The following is an 18,754-nucleotide window of genomic DNA, read 5'->3' as shown; positions in this document are numbered from 1 at the left end:
TATGAATCAGTTCGAACAGCAACGCCTCGACGTAAACGGCATCACCCTTAGCGTGTACAGCGCCGGCCCGGAAAATGGGCGGCCGGTGTGGCTGCTGCACGGTTTCCCCGAATGCTGGTACTCGTGGCGCAGCCAGATGACGGCACTGGCCGAAGCCGGTTACCGCGTATATGCCCCGGAAATGCGCGGCTACGGCGACAGCACCGCGCCTGAGGAAATCGAGGCGTATCAGATTCTGACCCTGTGCGCCGACATCCAGGGCGCCATGGACCTGCTCGGCCACACCGACGCCTGCGTCATCGGCCACGACTGGGGCGCGCCGGTGGCCTGGCACCTGGGGTTGCTGGAACCGCAGCGAGTCAGTGTGCTGGGCGCCATGTCCGTGCCCTTCGGCGGCCGCCCGAAACGCCCCGCCATCGACATCATGCGCGAGGCCAACGCCGGGCGATTCAACTACATCGTCTACTTCCAGGAACCGGGCGCGGCCGAAGCCGAACTGAACGCCGACATCGAACGCAGCATGCGCCTGCTGATCGGCGGCACCGGCGAGGTGTTCCTGCAACCCAAACCCGCCGACGCCCGCTTACTGGAAGGCGTACCCACGCCCACCACCTTTCCCGACTGGTGCAACGAAACCGACTTCGCCGTATACCGCGACACCCTGAGCAAACACGGCTTCCATGGCCCGCTGAACTGGTACCGCAACTTCCGCACCAACTGGGAAACCACCGAATTCCTCGCCGGACGGCAGGTGCTGCAACCGACCGTGTTTCTGCTGGGCGAAGACGACCCGGTCGGCAAGTTGGAGGCGTATACCATCAAGAAAATGGGCGAGCTGGTGCCGCGTCTGGAACAGCACGTACTCAAAGAGTGCGGGCACTGGATACAGAACGAACAGGCAGAGCGGGTGAACGGGATTTTGTTGGAGTTTTTGCGGCGGCATTACGCGGCGTGATGGCCGCTGGCGGAGCAAAAAAATCAAAAGCTCGCGGCTGAAGCCGCTCCCACAGGTTCAGAGATGCGTCGAAAATGAGCTTTCTGTGGGAGCCGCTTCAGCCGCGAGTTTTTGATCTGGCTTTTGATCTGGCTAGTGATCTACGGCTTGTGATCTACCGCTTGTGATCTACCCGCCCCGTTTATCGCAGGCCGAGTGGAGTCGACGTGGAGGGGGTTGAGCGGCCGGGAGCCGCGAAAGGCGTGTCGGGCCAAGGATGGCCCGTCTCGCCGTGCCCCCGGAGCGTCGGCGGAATGAGGGAAGTCGGAGCGCAGCGCAGACCCAAGGTAGGGGCTAGACCTTTTGGTTACTTTTGGGTGGTCCGGCAATCCGGCAATGCTAAAAGTGACTCGCGCGTAAGGCGCGAAACCAAAACGTTCAGCTCACGCGGTAATGAATACCTCCACGCCATCTACCGCGCTCGACCCGAGACTCTGGATCCCGAATTGTCGGACCACCGCCTGCGCGGGGATGACGGTGGGTTGCCAACGGCCAGGGACATCCCCGGAAATCCCCCGGACATCGGTATTTCCTTCCCCCCTTCACACCCACCCTACGAAAAGCCCTACCGCATCAGGTAAACTGCGCCATCTTTTATACCTATAACGATTTGCCTGATGCCGACGACGTTTCACGAGTTCCCCCGCGAACGCCCCGCTACGCCGCTGCTCGACCGTGCAGAGACGCCTGTTGGTCTGCGTCGCCTGGGCGAAGCCGAGCTGGAAATCCTCGCTGATGAGCTGCGCCAGGAGCTGCTGTATACCGTTGGCAAAACCGGCGGACACTTCGGTGCCGGCCTGGGTGTCATCGAGCTCACCATCGCGCTGCACTATGTGTTCGACACCCCGGACGACCGGCTGGTGTGGGACGTAGGCCATCAGGCGTATCCGCATAAAATCCTCACCGGGCGCCGCGAGCTGATGCACACGCTGCGGCAGAAAGACGGCATCGCCGCCTTCCCGCGTCGCAGTGAAAGCGAGTACGACACCTTTGGCGTCGGCCATTCCAGCACCTCCATCAGCGCCGCGCTGGGCATGGCGATTGCCGCTCAGTTGCAAGGCAGCAAGCGCAAGTCGGTGGCGGTAATCGGTGATGGCGCGCTGACGGCGGGCATGGCGTTCGAGGCGTTGAACCACGCCTCCGACGTGAAGGCCAACATGCTCGTGGTGCTCAACGACAACGACATGTCGATTTCGAAAAACGTCGGCGGTCTGTCCAATCACCTGGCGAAAATTCTCTCCAGCCGCACCTACGCCAACATGCGCGAGGGCAGCAAAAAAGTGCTGTCACGCCTGCCGGGCGCCTGGGAAATCGCGCGTAAAACCGAAGAACACGCCAAAGGCATGTTGGTGTCGGGCACCTTGTTCGAAGAGCTGGGCTGGAACTATATCGGGCCTATCGACGGTCACGACCTGCCGACGCTGATTACCACTTTGCGCAATATGCGCGAGCTGGAAGGCCCGCAGTTCCTGCATGTGATCACCAAAAAAGGCAAAGGCTTCGCGCCGGCCGAGCTGGACCCGATTGGTTACCACGCCATCACCAAGCTGGAGCCGGTCAACGCGCCAGCCGTGCCGAAAAAGCCCAGCGGGCCGAAGTATTCGGCGGTGTTTGGCCAGTGGCTGTGTGACATGGCCGAGGCCGATGCGCGCCTGACGGGCATCACCCCGGCGATGAAAGAAGGCTCGGATCTGGTCGCCTTCAGCGAGCGTTTTCCGCAGCGCTATTTCGACGTAGCGATTGCCGAGCAGCACGCCGTCACCCTCGCCGCCGGCATGGCCTGCGAAGGCGCGAAGCCGGTGGTGGCGATTTATTCGACGTTCTTGCAGCGTGGTTACGACCAGCTGATTCACGACGTGGCGGTGCAGCATCTGGATGTGCTGTTCGCCATTGACCGCGCGGGCCTGGTGGGCGAAGACGGTCCGACCCACGCCGGCAGTTTCGATTTGTCTTACCTGCGCTGCATTCCCGGCATTCTGGTGATGACGCCAAGCGACGAAAACGAGCTGCGCCGTATGCTGACCACCGGCTACCTGTTCAACGGCCCGGCGGCGGTGCGTTACCCGCGCGGCTCGGGTCCCAATGCGGCGATCGACCCCGCCTTGGTGCCATTGGAAATCGGCAAAGGCGTGGTCCGCCGCAAGGGCCAGGGCGTCGCGCTGTTGGTGTTCGGCGTGCAACTGGCCGATGCGCTGCTGGTGGCCGAGAAGCTGGATGCCACGGTGGTGGACATGCGCTTCGTCAAACCCCTGGACGAAGCCCTGGTTCGCCAGATGGCGGCTGAACATGAGCTGCTGGTGACCGTCGAAGAAAACGCCATCATGGGTGGCGCGGGCGCGGCGGTTAGCGAGTTTTTGGCGCGCGAGAATCTGCTCAAGCCCGTGCTGCACCTGGGCTTGCCGGATATCTACGTGGAACATGCCAAGCCGCAGACCATGCTGGCTGAATGTGGGCTGGACGCTGCGGGTATCGAGGCGGCGGTTCGCGAGCGCCTGGCGCTGCTCGAGCCGGCCGGCTTGCCGCCCACCCTTACGGCGTAAACGCTTCGCCATGAAAAAGGCCGGTCAATTGACCGGCCTTTTCGTTTAGATCACCCGCGAGAATCGCTGGCTGTTCTGCTCGCTTAAATAGTGATCGAACAGCATGCACACCGAGCGCACCAGCAAGCGCCCGGCGGGCAGCACCTGAATGGCGTTGTCGCTCAAGGCGATCAGACCGTCCCGCGCGAACTGCTGCAGCTGCGGCCACACCTCGTTGAAGTAACCGCGAAACTCGATGTTGAACGCACTTTCGATCAGGCTGAAATCGAGCTTGAAGGCGCAGATCAGTTGCTGGATGACGGCACGGCGAATGCGGTCGTCATCGTTGCACAACAGCCCACGCACCACGGCTGAATGGCCTTCGTCGATGGCGGCCATATAAAGCGGCAGGTCGCTGCTGTTCTGGCAGTACACATCGCCCAACTGGCTGATGGCCGACACGCCCAAGCCCACCAGGTCGCAATGCCCATGGGTGGTGTAGCCCTGGAAGTTGCGCCGCAACATGCCATCTTCCTGCGCCACCGCCAGTTCGTCGTCCGGCAGGGCGAAGTGATCCATGCCGATGTACACATAGCCCGCCGCTGTCAGCTGTTCGATGCTGCGCTGAAGCATTTCCAGCTTGGCTGCCGGGCTTGGCAGGTCGTCCGCGCTGATGCGCCGTTGCGGCTTAAAGCGCTCCGGCAAGTGGGCGTAGTTGAAGAGCGACAGGCGATCCGGTTGCAGCTCAATCACCTTGTCTACGGTGCGGGCAAAACGGTCGGGCGTCTGTTTCGGCAGGCCGTAAATCAGGTCGATGTTCACCGAGCGAAATTGCAGGGTCCACGCCGCTTCGACGATGGCGCGGGTCTGCTCAAAGCTTTGCAGGCGGTTGACGGCTTGTTGCACCTGCGGGTCGAGGTCTTGAACGCCCAGGCTGACGCGGTTGAAGCCCAGTTCGCGGAGCAGGCCCATGGTCGACCAATCGGCTTCGCGCGGGTCGATCTCGATGCCGTAGTCGCCGCTGTCACCGTCGAGCAGGGTGAAGTTTTCGCGCAGGTGCTGCATCAATTCGCGCAGCTCGGTGTGGCCAAGAAAGGTTGGCGTGCCGCCGCCGAAATGCAGTTGCTCGACTACCTGGCGACGGTCGAGCTGACTGGCGACGCGGCTGATTTCTTCATGCAGGCGCTGCAAATACGGCACCGCGCGACCACGGTCTTTGGTGATCACCTTGTTACAGCCGCAGTAGTAGCAAATGTTGGCGCAGAACGGCACGTGCACATACACCGACAACGGCCGCAACGCCGCGCGGCTTTCGCTCAGGGCATGCACCAAGGCGCTGCCGGCGACGTTTTCGTTGAATTGCAACGCGGTGGGGTATGAGGTGTAGCGAGGACCGGGGCGGTCGTAACGGCGAATCAGGTCAGCATCCCAATGAATGGCGTCGAGCATGGCGGCGGTCCGGTGCAGTGCGTGGGCGGCCAGTCTAGGAAGCTGCGACAAAGCGGATCTTGACTTGACGCAACCCGACGGAAAATCCCTACAGGAGAACCGACGTCTGACATGCACCAATACGGCGCACCCCCAGCACTGCGGCCGGCTCGAGGCAACACCTTTCGGAGGAAAGTACGTACGTCCCATCTGGAAAAGCGACATTCATCTGGCGAAATGCGTCATTGCGCCATCAATCGGCCAGTAGCGGCGCCTTTCGGTCCTGTTATTGCAATAAGCGCACGCTAGACAAAGCACTGCCCTTTGTCATTTGCGAGCACCGACATGCACCTTAAAAGTCACGAGATGGCCCTCAGCGGCCGCGAGAAGCGTTGGCTGCCCTGGTGGGGCACGCACAACAAATGGGCCTTGCGCTGGGCCAGCCTGATCAACCGCAACCAGGCGGCGCGACTGGAAAAAACCTTTACCGGCATGGCCAACACGCGCGCGCAGTTGTTGCTCGGCTGGACGCAGCAACATTGGCAGCAACTGCATCAGGTAGCGGCAACGCTGAGCGAGCAATGGCCGCGCGTGGATGCCGCCCAGTTGCAGCGCATTGCCGAGCCGATGCGCGAGGTGTCGGAGCTGTTTGTGGTCAGCGCCGACGGCACGTTGCTCGCCTCCACCCATGCGCCGCGAGTGGGGCAACGCCACGACGCCAAAGCGCTGGCCGCCGGTCTTCGCGCGCCGTTTCTGCTCGGGCCTTACAAAGATCAAGTCACCGCCACGCTCGGTGCCACCACCTCGCGCTTCCATGACGCCGTGACGCTGATGTTTCACCAGCCGCTGATCGTCGCCGGCAAAACCGTCGCCTGCCTGTGCGCGCGCATTCCCAACGATGTGATGAGCGACTTGATCCAACGCGAAGCCGGCCACGTGTACCGCGACTCCGGCGACAACTATTTATTTATGATCAAGTCGGTGTATGACCCGGCCATCGCGCCCGGCACCGCGCTGTCGCGCTCACGCTTTGAAGACAGCACCTTCAGCGCTGGCGAAAACCTCAAGGACGGCGTGCACACCCCGTTCGGCACCGTGCGCGTTACCCAGCACACCGAATTCGAACTGCGCTTTACCGACCCCGCCACCCAGGAGTTGCACCCCGGCGTGCGCGAAACCATGCGCTGCGGCAGCAACCTGTTCGTGCTGTATCCCGGCTACCCGGATTACCGCCGCGTGCCCGTAGTCGGCGCCGGCCTGACCCTCAACCTGCCCGGGTCGCCCGATACCTGGGGGATGATGTGCGAGGGCGATCTGGAAGAGGTGTATCGCCCGCGCAGCCTCAGTTACACCTTGCTCAAAGCGCTGCTGCTGAATGTCGGGGTCGCCGCCGCGTTGCTGTACGGCGCCCACGCCGGCCTGGGCTGGCAAGGTGAACATTTGCCTTGGGCGCTGTTTGGCGTGAGCGCGCTGGTGTTGTTCAACTTCTGGTACTTCAGCCTGCGTCCGCGCAGCCAGAAATTGCAGGCGCTGTGCGACTTCTTCCTGGACACCGCCGAATGCGGCGCGCCGCTGAGCAACCGCTTCAGCGCCACCCATTTGCAAGCCGATGAAACCGGCTCGCTGGCCGGCTGGGTCAACAGCTTCGTCGACAAGATGGACGACACCATGCAGAGCATCGTCTCTGCCGGCAGCGCGCTGCACCACACCAGCGCCGCGCTCAACCAGACCTCCAGCACCGTAAGCCTGTGCGCCAACCAGCAGAACAGCGCCGCCCAAGCGACCGCCGAAGCCACCCAAGGGGTTAGCCACAGCATCAGCGCCATGACTGAGCACATCCTGGGCAGCGAACATGCCTCGCAACAAGCGCTGCAACTGGCCAAGGAAGGCGCCAGCGTGGTGCAGCAGACCACCGAACAAATCAGCCGCCTGGCCAGCCTGGTCAGCGATGCCACCCGCACTATCGAAGGCCTGAGCCAACACACGGTGGCGGTGCAGAGCATCAGCGAAACCATTCGCGGCATCGCCGAACAAACCAACCTGTTGGCGCTCAACGCCGCCATTGAAGCCGCGCGGGCCGGCGAGTCGGGACGTGGCTTTGCCGTGGTTGCCGAGGAAGTGCGCAACCTCGCCCAGCGCACCGCCGAGGCCACGCACGCTATCGCCCAGAGCCTGCACAGCATGCGTCAGCAAGCCGTGCAGGCGGTTGGCTCGATGCAGCAATGCCAAACCAGCGTCGGCACCAGCGTTGACCAAGCCACGCAGGCTAACCAGGCGTTGCAGCGCATTCATGAGGAGGTGGCGGGCATGCAAATGCAGATCGGCGAAATCAGCCGCGCCATGCAATCGCAGCGCGACCAAGCTCAAGCCGCCAATCTGCAAGCGCAAACCATCAGTTCAGGCGCGGGCCAAAGCGCCGAAGCCGCAAACCAGACCCAGCTCGCCGCCCGTGCTCTGGAGCGGTTGGTGCTCGACCTGCACAAAGCCGCCAGCCGGCTTGGGCAGGCAGAGCCAAGCGCGTAAACCGCGTTTGCTGCAACGCCCCACCCTCTTGACCCACCCCGCCGCCACCGCTACGGTGCGCGGCGTTTATCCACGCAGGTGCGTCCGGCTCACACGAGCCCGGCGTTAAACGGGAAGCCGGTGCGCTCCATAGGAGCCATCCCGGCGCTGCCCCCGCAACGGTAATCGACCGCAGCCACGCTGCATGCCCGATCGACACACCACTGGGTTGTTTCCTGGGAAGGTGATCGCGGCAGGAAAGGATGCCCTTTCAGTCGAGAGCCCGGAGACCGGCCTGCATGGAATCGACTGGTGTTGCGGAGGGCAGCACCATCAAGCGCAGGCGCCTTCAAGCGCCACGCTTGCCCATGCCCTCCTCAAAAATCTTTTGAGGAATACTCCATGAAGTACCGACATCTCGCCCTGCCCGCGCTGCTGCTGCCCGCTGTGGTGCAGGCGCAAAGCACTGACCAAGTGCTGAAGCTGCAAGAAATGGTCATCACCTCCGGCCGCAACGCCGAGCCGTTAGCGCAGGCCACCGCTGCTGCCAAGGTGTTCACCCGTGCTGACATCGAGCGTTTGCAGCCCCGCTCCATCACCGACCTGCTCACCCGCGTGCCTGGCGTGCAACTGGTGCAGAACGGTGGGCGCGGCAGCAACACCTCACTGTTTATTCGGGGCAGCAGCAACACTCAAAGCCTAATTCTGGTGGACGGCCAACGCATCGGTTCGGCCTCCGATGGCGGCGCCAGTCTGCAGTTTTTAAGCCTCGAACAAATCGAACGCATCGAGGTGGTACGCGGCTCGCGCTCGGCCTTGTATGGCAGCGATGCCATTGGCGGCGTGGTGCAGATTTTCACCCGTCGCGGCGACAGCGGCCTGCAACCGCGCCTGGCCGTGAGCGCCGGAAGTCACCAAAGCTGGCAGCGCAGCCTGGGCCTCAGTGGCGGCGATGAACAGACGCGCTTCAGCCTCAACGGCAGCCTCGACGAAACCGCCGGCAGCGACCGCACCGGCCAGTCCTACGATTCCGACAGCGACCACGACGCCTACCGCAACAAAGCCTTGAGCTTCAACCTCAGCCACCAATTCAACGAGCGCGTCGAAGGCGGCGTCAGCCTGCTGGACCAACGCGGCCGCAACGAGTACGACAACCCGTTCGGTCGCTTCGACATGAGCACCTTCCTCAGCTATCCGCAGCAGCCTTACACCGACTTCACCCTCAGCAGCGCCAGCGGTTTTGTCGACGCGCAGTTCAACGACCTCTGGAGCAGTCGCTGGGAAGTCGGCCACAGCGAAAGCCGGCAGAAAAGCCAAGACAAACTCAGCGACGAAGTGAGCGTGTTCAACACCTACCGCGACTCCGTGTCGTGGTTGAACACCTTGGAACTAGGCGAGCAGCACACCGTGCTCGCCGGGGTCGATTTCTACGAGGACCAATTGCACAGCAGCACCCAATACAACCAACAAACCCGTTGGAACCAGGCCGCTTTTGCACAACATCGTTTCCAGGGCGAGTGGTTCGCCACCGAGCTGGGATTGCGCCGAGACAAGAATGAACAGTTCGGTAGCGAGAACACCTGGAACGGCGCGTTGACCGTGCCGGTGGGCGACAGCACATCGGTGATCGCCTCCTACAGCGAAGGCTTCCGCGCACCGACTTACAACGAGCTGTACTGGCCGGATGACGGTAATGGCTATGTCGGCAATCCGGGCCTGTCACCCGAGCACTCGAAAACTTACGAGCTGCAAGTGCGCGGCGAGTACCTGGCCACGCGCTGGAGCCTGGCCGCTTACCGCAACGACGTACGCGACCTGATCAGCACCGTGCTCTGCGACCCGGCGACGTTTTTGTACTGCGCGGTGAACCTCAACACCGCGCGCTTACAAGGCGTGGAGCTGACGCTGGAGCGCGACGTGCTCGGCTGGCAAGCCTCGGCCAACGCCACCTGGCTCGACGCCCGCGACCGCGAAACCGGCCACGCCTTGCCGCGCCGGGCCAAGCGCACCTTGAACCTGGACCTCGATCGCCGCTTTGGCGCAGTGAGCCTCGGCGCCAATTGGCAAGCCGTGAGCGGCAGCTACGACGACGTGGGTAATACGCGGGAATTGCCCGGATATGGACTGCTGGGGTTGCGCAGCAGTTGGCAGGCGTCGGGGGAGCTGGTGCTGAATTTTAGTGTCGATAACGTGCTGGATAAAGACTACAGCCGGGCGCTGTACAACCATGACGGCGAGTACCACGGGTATCGGGAGGATGGGCGCACGGCGACGCTTGGGTTTGTGTGGACGCCGGCGATTTAGGCGTTTGCAGGAATCGCGGCTGAAGCCGCTCCTACAGTTTTATAAACCGCGCGCGCGTCCCCTGTGGGAGCGGCATAAGCGGCCAAAGAGTTGCGTAAAGACCACAATTCTGGATCCCCGCATGCGCGAGGATGACGGGGGAAATGACATAAACCTCCGTCATTCCCGCGCAGGCGGGAATCCAGAATTTCGAGCCGGGCGCGCTTCATGAAAATACCGGCTAAGCGCTTCAAACCGCTCAACGCATCCCCGCCAACGCCTCACAAAGCCGCTCAGTCGCCCCAAGCATCTGCAAACTCGGCCGCTCAATGCCTTTATCCGGCAGCACCAGCAATTGCCCACGCCGCACCGCTTTAAGCTGTGGCCAGCGCGCCCAACTTTCCAATTGCGCCTGATCGCCACCAACAATCACATGGGGATCGCGCTGCAGCACCGCTTCCACACTCACTTGCGGCGCGGGCAGCGCCACGTCGGCAAATACGTTTTTCGCCCCGCATACGCCCAGCGCATCACTGATGATCTGCGCCCCACCCACCGTGTACAGCGGCGAGTTCCAGACCTGATAGAACACCGGCAACGGCTCATCACGCCGGTAGCGCTGTTGCAGCGATGCCAGGCGCTGGCGGAATGCATCGGCGCGCTCGCGGCCGTTTTCAGCGCGGCCTACCCGCTCGCCGATGGCCTGAAACTGCTCGGCCAGTTGCGACAAGGTGTGGGGCTGGGCCTCGAACAGCGGAATGCCGAAGCCGATCAGTTGTTGGCGTTGCGCGGCGCTGATGCTGTCGGGCCAGAGCAGCAGCAAGTCAGGCTTGAGTGCCAGCAGCCCTTCCATTTCCAGCTGACCGTAGCGGCCCACCGAAGGCAGCGCGGCCAAGGCAGCCGGGCGTTCACCACCGTCGAGTACGCCAACCAGCAAGTCGGCGGCATCCAGTTCGAGCATGACTTCGCTAAGCGATGGCGCCAGGCTCACCACGCGCAACTGCGCCGCTGCCGGCCAGGTCAGCGTGCACAGCAGGCAGGCGAGCAGGAGGCGCATCAGCTGAGTTGGCGAGGGATACGGTAGAGCGCCAGCAGCACCACGCTGGCCAGCGCGAGGAGAATCAGCGGAATGGCTTCCAGGCCGGTAAACACGGCGATGGCGGCGATCCAGGCGGGCAGGCCTGCACCGAGAAAAGCCAGACGACGCCGAGCGGCGAGGTCCAGCCAGGCGGCGGGTTCTTCCGGGGTGTCGAGGGCTTGTTCGGTGGCGATCAGGCCGCGCTTGTAGGCGCTGAATAACGGCAGGCTGACGAACAGGGAAGCCAGGCCACCGATGAACAGCGGCATGGCCAGCACCGACACGGTTTTATCGGCGCCGAACAGCAGGTTGACGATAAACACTGGCGCCAAGGTGAGCGCCAGTTGCCGCCACCACAGCAGGTCGAGCCGCTTGCGCACCTCGTTGCGGGTCACAGGCTTTCCTCGGCCTCGCCTTGGTGTTGGTTGCCCAACAGGTGCCCGAGTTTTCCGGCCTTGGTCGCCAGGTAGTACTTGTTGTGCGGGTTGTGTTCGATTTGCAGCGGCTTGCGCTCGGCCACCGGAATGCCCATATCGGCCAGCGCTTTGAGTTTGCGCGGGTTGTTGGTCATCAGCTTCAGCGAGGTGATGCCCAGATGGTTGAGCATCGGCAGGCAGATCGAGTAATCACGCTGGTCTGCGCCAAAGCCCAGACGCTCGTTGGCTTCGACGGTGTCGGCGCCGCCGTCTTGCAGTTCATAGGCGCGGATTTTGTTCATCAGGCCAATGCCACGGCCTTCCTGACGCAGGTACAGCAGCACGCCGCGGCCTTCTTTGGCGATGGCAGCCAACGCCGCTTCCAGTTGAAAACCACAGTCGCAGCGCAGGCTGAACAGGGCATCACCGGTGAGGCATTCGGAGTGCAAACGGCCCAGCACTGGCGCGCCGTCAGCCACATCGCCGAGAGTCAGCGCGACGTGTTCACGGCCGGTGCCTTCTTCAAGAAAGCCATGCATGGTGAAGACGGCAAAGGGAGTGGGCAGTTGGGAGGCGGCGACGAAGACGACAGACACCGTATGCTCCTAATAAGGAAATGGCGGAAATTTCGCACGGGGGCGGCATTGTAGCAGCAGGCTTTGCGCGTCGGTCAGCCTGAATTGCTGGCTATAAAGATCAAAGTGGTTGATCGATATAGCCTCATTGCAACCAATCGACCACCACGCGCGTGGCCGCCGCCAGCGTTTCGTTACGCGGGCTTGCGTCCTTGATGGTTTGCGTCAGGTACAGCGTCAGCACAACGGGCGCTTTGCCGGGTGGCCAGAGCACAGCCACATCGTTGGTGGTGCCGTAATCGCCAGTGCCGGTTTTATCGCCGACCTGCCAATTCGCCGGTACGCCAGCGCGGATACGCGTGGCCCCCGTGGTGTTGCCCCGCAGCCAGGTTTGCAGTTGCTGGCGCTGCGAATCCGGCAAGGCGTCACCGACAACAAGACGTTGCAGGCTGTGGGCCATGGCGAGCGGCGTGGTGGTGTCGCGCAGGTCGCCGGGAATGGCGCTGTTCAATTCGGTTTCCCAGCGTTCCAGGCGGAAGTGATGGTCGCCGATGGAGCGGGCAAAGGTGGTCAGCCCTTCCGGGCCGTCGAGCAATTTCATCAGCAGGTTGGCGGCGCTGTTGTCGCTGTACTGCACGGTAGCGGCGCACAGCTCGGCGACGGTCATGCCGTCTTGCACGTGCTTTTCGCTGACCGGCGAGTACGAGACCAAGTCACTTTTGCGATAGGTGATGCGCTCGTCCAACAGCCCTGGCGTTAACACGCTGCGTTGCAAAATGGCCCCGGCGAGCATGGCCTTGAAGGTGCTGCACAAGGGGAAAGGTTCGTCGCCCCGGTAACTGAGCACCTCGCCGTTGCCGGTGTTCAGCGCCACCACGCCAAGGCGGCCAGCGAAGGTGGTTTCCAGCTGTTTGAGGCGTTGCACCGCATCGCTCGACTCAACGGCCCAGGCAGGCAATAGCGGCAATGCAGCGGCGGCGAGGAGAAAGGTGCGGCGTTTCAAGAGAAGCGTCATAGGCCTAGTTTTTCGATTCCAGAATCAAAACGCCCTGCTCTTCGCGCCAGCGCACGCGGTTGAGAAAGCTCATACCGAGCAGCGCTTCGGTGGGGGCTGGGCCGTCCAGTACGGTGGCTTCGACGCCGAGCAGTTCCAGGGCGCCGACTTTCACTCGGTCCAGCGAAACGCGCCAGGCGTTGGCGGTGCCGCTGGCGGTGCTGACGACAGTGGGTTTGCCCACGGCGCGGTAGTCGATGCCCAACTGCCGGGCTTGCGAGTCGTTCATGGCGACGGTGGTGGCGCCGGTGTCGACCAGAAATTGCACCGGCTGGCCGTTGGCCGAACCGGCAATCCAGTAATGCCCGCCCAAGCCTTTGGCGATGCTCACCTGGGTTTTGGTGGGAATGGCAAAGCCCTGGCTGTATTCGCGTTCCAGCGGATACAGACGTTCCACGCCATCCACGCGCAGCACCGCGCCTCTGCCGTCCGCGCTGACCACCACCACGCCGCCGGGGCCGGTTTTGCCGACCTTCACCAGCTTGCGCTCGCCATCGACGTTGATCACCGCCGCGCCCGGGAACAGGCCGACCACCATGACCTGTTCGGCCGCCGTGGCCACGCCGAATGAAAGCAGGCTCATCAGCCCGGCAGCCAGCGCGTACTTCCTGTGCTTTGTCATAGCGTCGATGCCTGTTGCGTGGTGGTTATTCAAAAGGGATAGGGTTGCTGCCAGCGCTCGAAAATGGGCCGCAGGCTGCCGTCTCTCACCAGCAGCTCCATGCGCGCGTCGTATACCCGGGCCAGCGCGTGACCATCAGCGGTATCGGCAAAACCCAGGTACAGCGGCAAGTCAGTCAGCTCGGTGGCGCGAAAGCGCGTGGCGTCGTCGGCCTCCTCGAGCACTTCTTGCACTTCGGTGCGGGCGTCGAGGTAGAAATCGACGTGCTTGAGTTCCAGCATCGAGAGGATACCGTCGCGCCGATAAACTTCTTGGTAGTGGTTCAAATGCGGCAGATATTTTTCGTAGGCATAACCGCGCACCCAGGCCAGGCGAAAGGTGCCGACGTTTTGCAGGTTGATGGCCGGCGCATCGGCCAGGCCCAGGGCGCTGATGCGGTCGGCGTCATAGTGCCAGCGTGGGTAAAACACGCCGTCCTGGATCTCGTTCATGTACGAGCCCACGAACGCGTCGGCGCCGCCGCGCTGCACCAGGCCGACCGAGCGGGTGTAAGGAACGCTGTGAATGTTCAGGCGAATGCCGGCGGGTTCGAACACGGCGCGCAGAATATCCCAGGCCATGCCGCTGCCGTCGGCATTGGTGTGGTCAACCCACACCTCACTGGCCAGGCGGATTTGCGTGGGCGTGGCGGCTTGCGCCATCGGTCCGCCAGCCGCCACAAGCAGCGCCACCGCCATGAGCCGAGCGAACCACTTGCCTGTTAACCACTTGCCACGCATAGCCCGTTCCCTTAAACGCCGCCGTGCCACTTAGCTTGCCACTGAGTGCACCCAGTATTGGGCCCAGCCCCACACCACCAGTTGCATGGCCAGCCAGGCGAACACCCCGGCCAGCAGGTCGTCGAGCATGATGCCGACGCCGCCGTGCACATGCCGGTCGATCCAGCGGATCGGCCACGGCTTGAGGATGTCGAAAATGCGGAACATGACAAAGCCTAGCAGCAACCAGCCCCAGCCTTCCGGCACCAGCCAGAGGGTGATCCACATGCCGACCATTTCGTCCCAGACGATGCCTTCGTGGTCATGCACACGCAAATCATCGGCCACTTTGCCGCACAGCCAGAAGCCGAACAGCATGGTCACGCCGAGCATCAGCCAGTAGCCCCAGTCGGGCAGCATTTGCCACAGCGGAATAAAGGGCAGCGCCACCAACGAACCCCAGGTGCCCGGTGCTTTGGGCAAGGTGCCCGAGCCAAACCCGAAGGCCAGGAAATGCCACGGATTGCGCCACACCGAAGGCGGAGCGTCAGGAACCGTTTTCTTGCTAGGTTGCGTCACCCGAGCCCCCAAAATGTAAAAAGCCGCGCGAAGAAGGCGCAAGGCTATGACCGGATGAATCCAGGAAGTGCACCCCTTTTCCGCTTTCCACTCGACCGATGACCGTCACCGGCCAGCCGTCTTGCTGAAGCAAGGCGAGGTGCCTGGGCGGTAAGGTAAAGGCCAGCACGTAATCATCGCCACCGCTGGCAGCGCACTGCCAGGCGGCGTCGCAATCCAGCCAGGCCGATACGGCCGGCGACAACGGTAAGCGATCCCGCTCGATGTGCAAGGCCACGCCCGAGGCCAAGGCGATATGGCCGCAATCGGCAAGCAAGCCATCGGAAATATCCAGGGCTGCCGTGGCCTTGCCGCGCAGCGCCTGGCCCAGCGCCAATTGCGGCTGCGGTGACCAATAGCGCGCCAGCAGCGGCTCGGCAATCTGCGCGGCGGCCGCGCGCTGCCCGAGCACCAACGGCAACGCCGCCGCCGCATCGCCCAATGCACCGCCCACACAGAGCAAATCGCCCACCTGAGCGCCCGCACGGGTCAGCGCCTGCCCGGCTGGCAGGCGGCCAAATACGGTGAGGGTCAGGGTCAGCGGCCCGCGCGTGGTGTCGCCGCCAATCAGGCGCATCGAACAGGCCTGCGCCATTTCGTTGAGGCCGGCGGCGAAGGCTTGCAGCCAATCGGCATCGGCCTGCGGCAGGGTTAGGGCGAGGGTAAAACCAATGGGCGCAGCACCCATGGCAGCGAGGTCGCTGGTGGACACCGCCAGCGCGCGCTGCCCGAGCAGGAATGCATCGCACGCTTCAGGAAAATGCACACCGACCACGAGCGTGTCGGTGGAAATCGCCAGCTGTTCGCCAGCGTTCAGGGCCAGCAGCGCGCAATCGTCGCCAATGCCCTGCACCACGGCCTCGCCAGGCTGCGCACAGGGCGCAGCGGCGAAGTAGCGGCGGATCAGCTCGAACTCACCCACGGCTCCGGTCAACGCTTGTTGGCGTTGACTTCAGCAGCGCGTAAACGCGGTGCCAATTTGTCCAACACACCGTTGACGAACTTGTGTCCGTCGGTAGCGCCGAACACTTTGGCCAGCTCGATACCTTCGTTGATCACCACGCGATACGGCACGTCGATACGCTTGAGCATTTCAAACGTGGACAAGCGCAGGATGGCCAGCTCAACCGGGTCGAGCTCGTCCTGAGCGCGGTCCAGGCAAGGCGCGAACGCCTCGTCAATTTCAGTTTTGTGCGCCGGCACGCCGTGCAGAATTTCACGGAAGTAGGCGCCGTCTACGCTGGTGAAATCGTTGTCGACGCGAAACTGCGCTTCGATTTCATTCACCGACTGCCCTGCCAGGTGCCACTGATACAACGCCTGCATGGCCAGGCTGCGCGCCTGACGGCGGGCCGCGATCTTGCCGGTGGGCGCGTTCGGGCTTTTCTCTGCCGGCGGGTTGAAGCTGTCGTCTTCGTCGTTAATCACTTGGCCTCCAACTGCGCCAGCAGGCTGACCATTTCCAGGGCGGAAAGGGCCGCTTCAGCGCCTTTGTTGCCGGCTTTAGTGCCGGAACGTTCGATGGCTTGCTCGATGGAATCGACGGTCAGTACGCCGAAAGCAACCGGCACGCCGAACTCCATGGACACCTGGGCCAGGCCCTTGGTGCATTCACCGGCGACGTATTCGAAGTGCGGAGTGCCGCCACGAATCACTGCGCCCAGGGCGATGATGGCCGAGTACTCGCTGCGCTGAGCGACTTTCTGGGCAACCAACGGAATTTCAAACGCACCCGGCGCGCGGATGATGGTGATGTCGCTTTCGCTCACGCCGTGACGCACCAGGGCGTCTACGGCACCGCTCACCAGGCTTTCGACCACGAAGCTGTTGAAACGGCCTACCACCAGCGCATAGCTGCCTTTGGGGGCAATGAAAGTACCTTCGATGGTCTTCAGGGTCATGGCGTTCTCGTATTGAAAGAGCAATTTAGAGTTAAGAGCCTGGGTGGGCATTTGCCCAATCCCCCGGCTATTTAAAAATTCAGGACCGTCGCGAGCGAAGGTCAGGCAAGGCAAAAACGGGTATCGAACACGTTTTTAACGCCGCATGACCCAGCGCAGCAGGTACCTCGGGTTATTCGGAGGGCAGGTATTCTACAACTTCCAGGTCAAAGCCCGATATCGCGTTGAACTTCACCGGTGAACTCAGCAAGCGCATTTTGCGCACGCCCAGGTCACGCAGAATCTGCGAGCCGGCGCCCACGGTGCTGTAGGTGGTAGCGCTGGCTTTTTGTTCGCCGCCCAACTGTTGCTCCAGGTGCGCGAGCAAGTCGGAACCGGTCAACTGGTTACCCAACAGCAGCACCACGCCGCTGCCGGCCTCGGCCACTTTGGTCATGGCGGCGCGCAGGCTCCAGCGGCCCGGTTGTTTCACCATCAGCAAGTCGCGCAGCGGTTCCATGCTGTGCACGCGCACCAGCGTGGGCTCTTCCGGGCAGATTTTGCCGAGGGTCAGCGCCATGTGAATGTCGCCTTCGACCGAGTCGCGGTAGGTCACCAGGTTGAAGTGGCCCAGCTCGCTGTCCAGCGATTGCTCGGAAATACGCTCCACGGTGTGTTCGTGAATCAGGCGGTAATGGATCAAGTCGGCGATGGTGCCGATCTTGATGTCATGCAGCTCGGCAAACGCTTCCAGCTCGGCGCGGCGCGACATGGTGCCGTCGTCGTTCATGATTTCGCAGATCACTCCGCTCGGCTCGAAGCCGCCCAGGCGCGCCAGGTCGCAGGCCGCTTCGGTGTGGCCAGCGCGGGCTAGCACACCGCCCGGTTGCGCCATCAGCGGGAAAATGTGGCCGGGGCTGACGATGTCGTCGGCCTTGGCGTCTTTCGCGGCAGCGGCTTGCACGGTGCGGGCGCGGTCGGCAGCGGAGATGCCGGTGGTCACGCCGGTGGCCGCCTCGATGGAGACGGTGAACTTGGTGCCAAAGCCCGAGCCGTTGCGCGGCGCCATCAACGGCAGCTTGAGGGTTTCGCAACGCTCGCGGCTCATGGGCATGCAGATCAGCCCGCGGGCGTGCTTGGCCATGAAGTTGATGTGTTCAGCGGTGACGCATTCGGAGGCGATGATCAGGTCGCCTTCGTTCTCGCGGTCTTCGTCATCCATGAGGATGACCATTTTGCCGGCGCGAATATCGGCAACCAATTCTTCGATGCTGTTAAGAGCCATGGGGCGTGCCTTACGTCGTAATTAGCGGTAGCCGTGTTCGGCCAGGAAAGTTTCGGTCAGGCCGGACGAACCGTGCGCTGCCGCAGTGGCCTCGGCGGCTTTGTCACCGAGCAGCAAACGCTCCAGGTAACGCGCCAGCAGATCGACCTCAAGGTTCACCCGGCGACCCGGCCGGTAGTCGGCCATGATGGTTTCGCCCAGGGTGTGCGGCACGATGGTCAGCTCGAACTCGGCGCCATTGACGCCGTTCACCGTCAGGCTGGTGCCGTCGACGGTGATCGAGCCTTTCAGGGCGATGTACTTGGCCAGCTCACGCGGGGCGCGGATGCGAAATTGCACGGCGCGGGCGTTGTCTTCGCGGGCGATCACTTCGCCGACGCCGTCAACGTGGCCGCTAACCAAGTGGCCACCCAGGCGACTGCTGGGTGTCAGGGCTTTTTCCAGGTTGACCTTGCTGCCCGCTTTCAAGTCGTTGAAGGCGCTGCAGGCCAGGGTTTCGCGGCTGACGTCAGCCCAGAAACCATCGCCCGGCAATTGCACGGCAGTCAGGCATACGCCGTTCACGGCAATGCTGTCGCCGAGCTTGACGTCGGCCAGGTCGAGCTTGCCGGTTTCCACGTACACGCGTACGTCGCCGCCTTTGGGGGTCAGGGCGCGAATGGTGCCGAGGGCTTCGATTATTCCGGTGAACATGCGGCCTCCTCAGAAAGAGGTGCCGGAAAAACAGCACGATTAAGCATGG

Annotated in this window: 17 protein-coding genes and 1 riboswitch; of the genes, 4 read left to right on the top strand and 13 right to left on the bottom strand. The window is 62.8% G+C overall.

Features of this window, described 5'->3' with window-relative positions:
* The first annotated feature begins 1 nt into the window (after position 1).
* Both ACZZZU_RS17680 and dxs read left to right on the top strand, forming a co-directional pair.
* The gene (locus tag ACZZZU_RS17680) at positions 2-955 is read left to right on the top strand and encodes an alpha/beta fold hydrolase (protein ID WP_463551340.1); all 954 of its coding nucleotides are present in this window, start codon (positions 2-4) and stop codon (positions 953-955) included.
* 656 nt (positions 956-1,611) lie between these two features.
* Positions 1,612-3,534, top strand: a complete 1,923-nt coding sequence (gene dxs, locus ACZZZU_RS17675) for a 1-deoxy-D-xylulose-5-phosphate synthase (RefSeq protein WP_463551339.1) — start codon at positions 1,612-1,614, stop codon at positions 3,532-3,534.
* A 45-nt stretch (positions 3,535-3,579) separates the two neighbouring features.
* On the opposite strand, the gene hemN is transcribed toward dxs, so the two are convergent.
* Positions 3,580-4,962 carry an oxygen-independent coproporphyrinogen III oxidase gene (hemN, locus tag ACZZZU_RS17670; RefSeq protein WP_463551338.1) on the bottom strand — a complete coding sequence of 461 codons (1,383 nt, stop codon included), beginning with the start codon at positions 4,960-4,962 and terminating at the stop codon, positions 3,580-3,582.
* A 324-nt stretch (positions 4,963-5,286) separates the two neighbouring features.
* On the opposite strand from hemN, the gene ACZZZU_RS17665 reads away from it, so the two are divergent.
* Together ACZZZU_RS17665 and ACZZZU_RS17660 are read left to right on the top strand one after the other, a co-directional pair.
* Positions 5,287-7,464 (top strand): methyl-accepting chemotaxis protein, encoded by a 2,178-nt coding sequence (locus tag ACZZZU_RS17665; RefSeq protein ID WP_463551337.1) that lies wholly within the window; start codon positions 5,287-5,289, stop codon positions 7,462-7,464.
* A 59-nt stretch (positions 7,465-7,523) separates the two neighbouring features.
* Positions 7,524-7,756: riboswitch (cobalamin riboswitch) on the top strand.
* An 89-nt stretch (positions 7,757-7,845) separates the two neighbouring features.
* Complete coding sequence (locus ACZZZU_RS17660; RefSeq protein WP_463551336.1) at positions 7,846-9,747, top strand: TonB-dependent receptor domain-containing protein; 1,902 nt, start codon at positions 7,846-7,848, stop codon at positions 9,745-9,747.
* Between the two features lie 238 nt (positions 9,748-9,985).
* Here the strand turns inward: ACZZZU_RS17660 and ACZZZU_RS17655 are convergent, their stop codons facing one another.
* The 12 genes from ACZZZU_RS17655 to ACZZZU_RS17600 form a co-directional block, all read right to left on the bottom strand.
* Positions 9,986-10,786, bottom strand: a complete 801-nt coding sequence (locus ACZZZU_RS17655; protein WP_463552151.1) for a cobalamin-binding protein — start codon at positions 10,784-10,786, stop codon at positions 9,986-9,988.
* Positions 10,783-11,199, bottom strand: a complete 417-nt coding sequence (locus ACZZZU_RS17650) for an MFS transporter (RefSeq protein WP_463551335.1) — start codon at positions 11,197-11,199, stop codon at positions 10,783-10,785. The genes ACZZZU_RS17655 and ACZZZU_RS17650 overlap by 4 nt, the downstream gene beginning before the upstream one ends.
* Positions 11,196-11,816, bottom strand: a complete 621-nt coding sequence (gene ribA, locus ACZZZU_RS17645) for a GTP cyclohydrolase II (RefSeq protein WP_122493436.1) — start codon at positions 11,814-11,816, stop codon at positions 11,196-11,198. Before ribA ends, ACZZZU_RS17650 begins: the two co-directional genes overlap by 4 nt.
* A 124-nt stretch (positions 11,817-11,940) precedes the next feature.
* Positions 11,941-12,810 (bottom strand): class A beta-lactamase, encoded by an 870-nt coding sequence (bla, locus tag ACZZZU_RS17640; protein WP_463551334.1) that lies wholly within the window; start codon positions 12,808-12,810, stop codon positions 11,941-11,943.
* 4 nt (positions 12,811-12,814) lie between these two features.
* Positions 12,815-13,432, bottom strand: coding sequence for a retropepsin-like aspartic protease family protein (locus ACZZZU_RS17635; RefSeq protein ID WP_463384627.1), 618 nt, complete (start codon positions 13,430-13,432; stop codon positions 12,815-12,817).
* Between the two features lie 68 nt (positions 13,433-13,500).
* Positions 13,501-14,250, bottom strand: a complete 750-nt coding sequence (locus ACZZZU_RS17630) for a substrate-binding periplasmic protein (RefSeq protein ID WP_463551333.1) — start codon at positions 14,248-14,250, stop codon at positions 13,501-13,503.
* A 30-nt stretch (positions 14,251-14,280) separates the two neighbouring features.
* On the bottom strand, positions 14,281-14,808 hold the full coding sequence (locus tag ACZZZU_RS17625; protein ID WP_122493439.1) for a phosphatidylglycerophosphatase A family protein: 528 nt from the start codon (positions 14,806-14,808) through the stop codon (positions 14,281-14,283).
* Positions 14,795-15,769 carry a thiamine-phosphate kinase gene (gene thiL, locus ACZZZU_RS17620; RefSeq protein ID WP_463551332.1) on the bottom strand — a complete coding sequence of 325 codons (975 nt, stop codon included), beginning with the start codon at positions 15,767-15,769 and terminating at the stop codon, positions 14,795-14,797. The genes ACZZZU_RS17625 and thiL overlap by 14 nt, the downstream gene beginning before the upstream one ends.
* 8 nt (positions 15,770-15,777) lie before the next feature.
* On the bottom strand, positions 15,778-16,275 hold the full coding sequence (gene nusB, locus ACZZZU_RS17615; protein ID WP_463551331.1) for a transcription antitermination factor NusB: 498 nt from the start codon (positions 16,273-16,275) through the stop codon (positions 15,778-15,780).
* Positions 16,272-16,748 (bottom strand): 6,7-dimethyl-8-ribityllumazine synthase, encoded by a 477-nt coding sequence (gene ribH / locus ACZZZU_RS17610; protein WP_110617310.1) that lies wholly within the window; start codon positions 16,746-16,748, stop codon positions 16,272-16,274. Before ribH ends, nusB begins: the two co-directional genes overlap by 4 nt.
* A 172-nt stretch (positions 16,749-16,920) precedes the next feature.
* On the bottom strand, positions 16,921-18,012 hold the full coding sequence (ribBA, locus tag ACZZZU_RS17605; protein WP_122453958.1) for a bifunctional 3,4-dihydroxy-2-butanone-4-phosphate synthase/GTP cyclohydrolase II: 1,092 nt from the start codon (positions 18,010-18,012) through the stop codon (positions 16,921-16,923).
* Positions 18,013-18,033: 21 nt separating this feature from the next.
* Positions 18,034-18,705, bottom strand: coding sequence for a riboflavin synthase (locus ACZZZU_RS17600; protein ID WP_122493442.1), 672 nt, complete (start codon positions 18,703-18,705; stop codon positions 18,034-18,036).
* Positions 18,706-18,754: the final 49 nt, after the last annotated feature.

The sequence above is a fragment of the Pseudomonas sp. AC136 genome (assembly GCF_979258585.1).
Note: the sequence above shows the minus strand (reverse complement) of the source record. Positions and strands in the feature narration are given on the sequence as shown.

Coding starts and splice junctions, on each gene's coding strand:
- ACZZZU_RS17680 (WP_463551340.1), top strand. CDS start 2: ATGAATCAGTTCGAACAGCAACGCCTCGACGTAAACGGCATCACCCTT.
- dxs (WP_463551339.1), top strand. CDS start 1,612: ATGCCGACGACGTTTCACGAGTTCCCCCGCGAACGCCCCGCTACGCCG.
- hemN (WP_463551338.1), bottom strand. CDS start 4,962: ATGCTCGACGCCATTCATTGGGATGCTGACCTGATTCGCCGTTACGAC.
- ACZZZU_RS17665 (WP_463551337.1), top strand. CDS start 5,287: ATGCACCTTAAAAGTCACGAGATGGCCCTCAGCGGCCGCGAGAAGCGT.
- ACZZZU_RS17660 (WP_463551336.1), top strand. CDS start 7,846: ATGAAGTACCGACATCTCGCCCTGCCCGCGCTGCTGCTGCCCGCTGTG.
- bla (WP_463551334.1), bottom strand. CDS start 12,810: ATGACGCTTCTCTTGAAACGCCGCACCTTTCTCCTCGCCGCCGCTGCA.
- ACZZZU_RS17635 (WP_463384627.1), bottom strand. CDS start 13,432: ATGAGCCTGCTTTCATTCGGCGTGGCCACGGCGGCCGAACAGGTCATG.
- ACZZZU_RS17630 (WP_463551333.1), bottom strand. CDS start 14,250: ATGCGTGGCAAGTGGTTAACAGGCAAGTGGTTCGCTCGGCTCATGGCG.
- ribH (WP_110617310.1), bottom strand. CDS start 16,748: ATGACCCTGAAGACCATCGAAGGTACTTTCATTGCCCCCAAAGGCAGC.
- ribBA (WP_122453958.1), bottom strand. CDS start 18,012: ATGGCTCTTAACAGCATCGAAGAATTGGTTGCCGATATTCGCGCCGGC.
- ACZZZU_RS17600 (WP_122493442.1), bottom strand. CDS start 18,705: ATGTTCACCGGAATAATCGAAGCCCTCGGCACCATTCGCGCCCTGACC.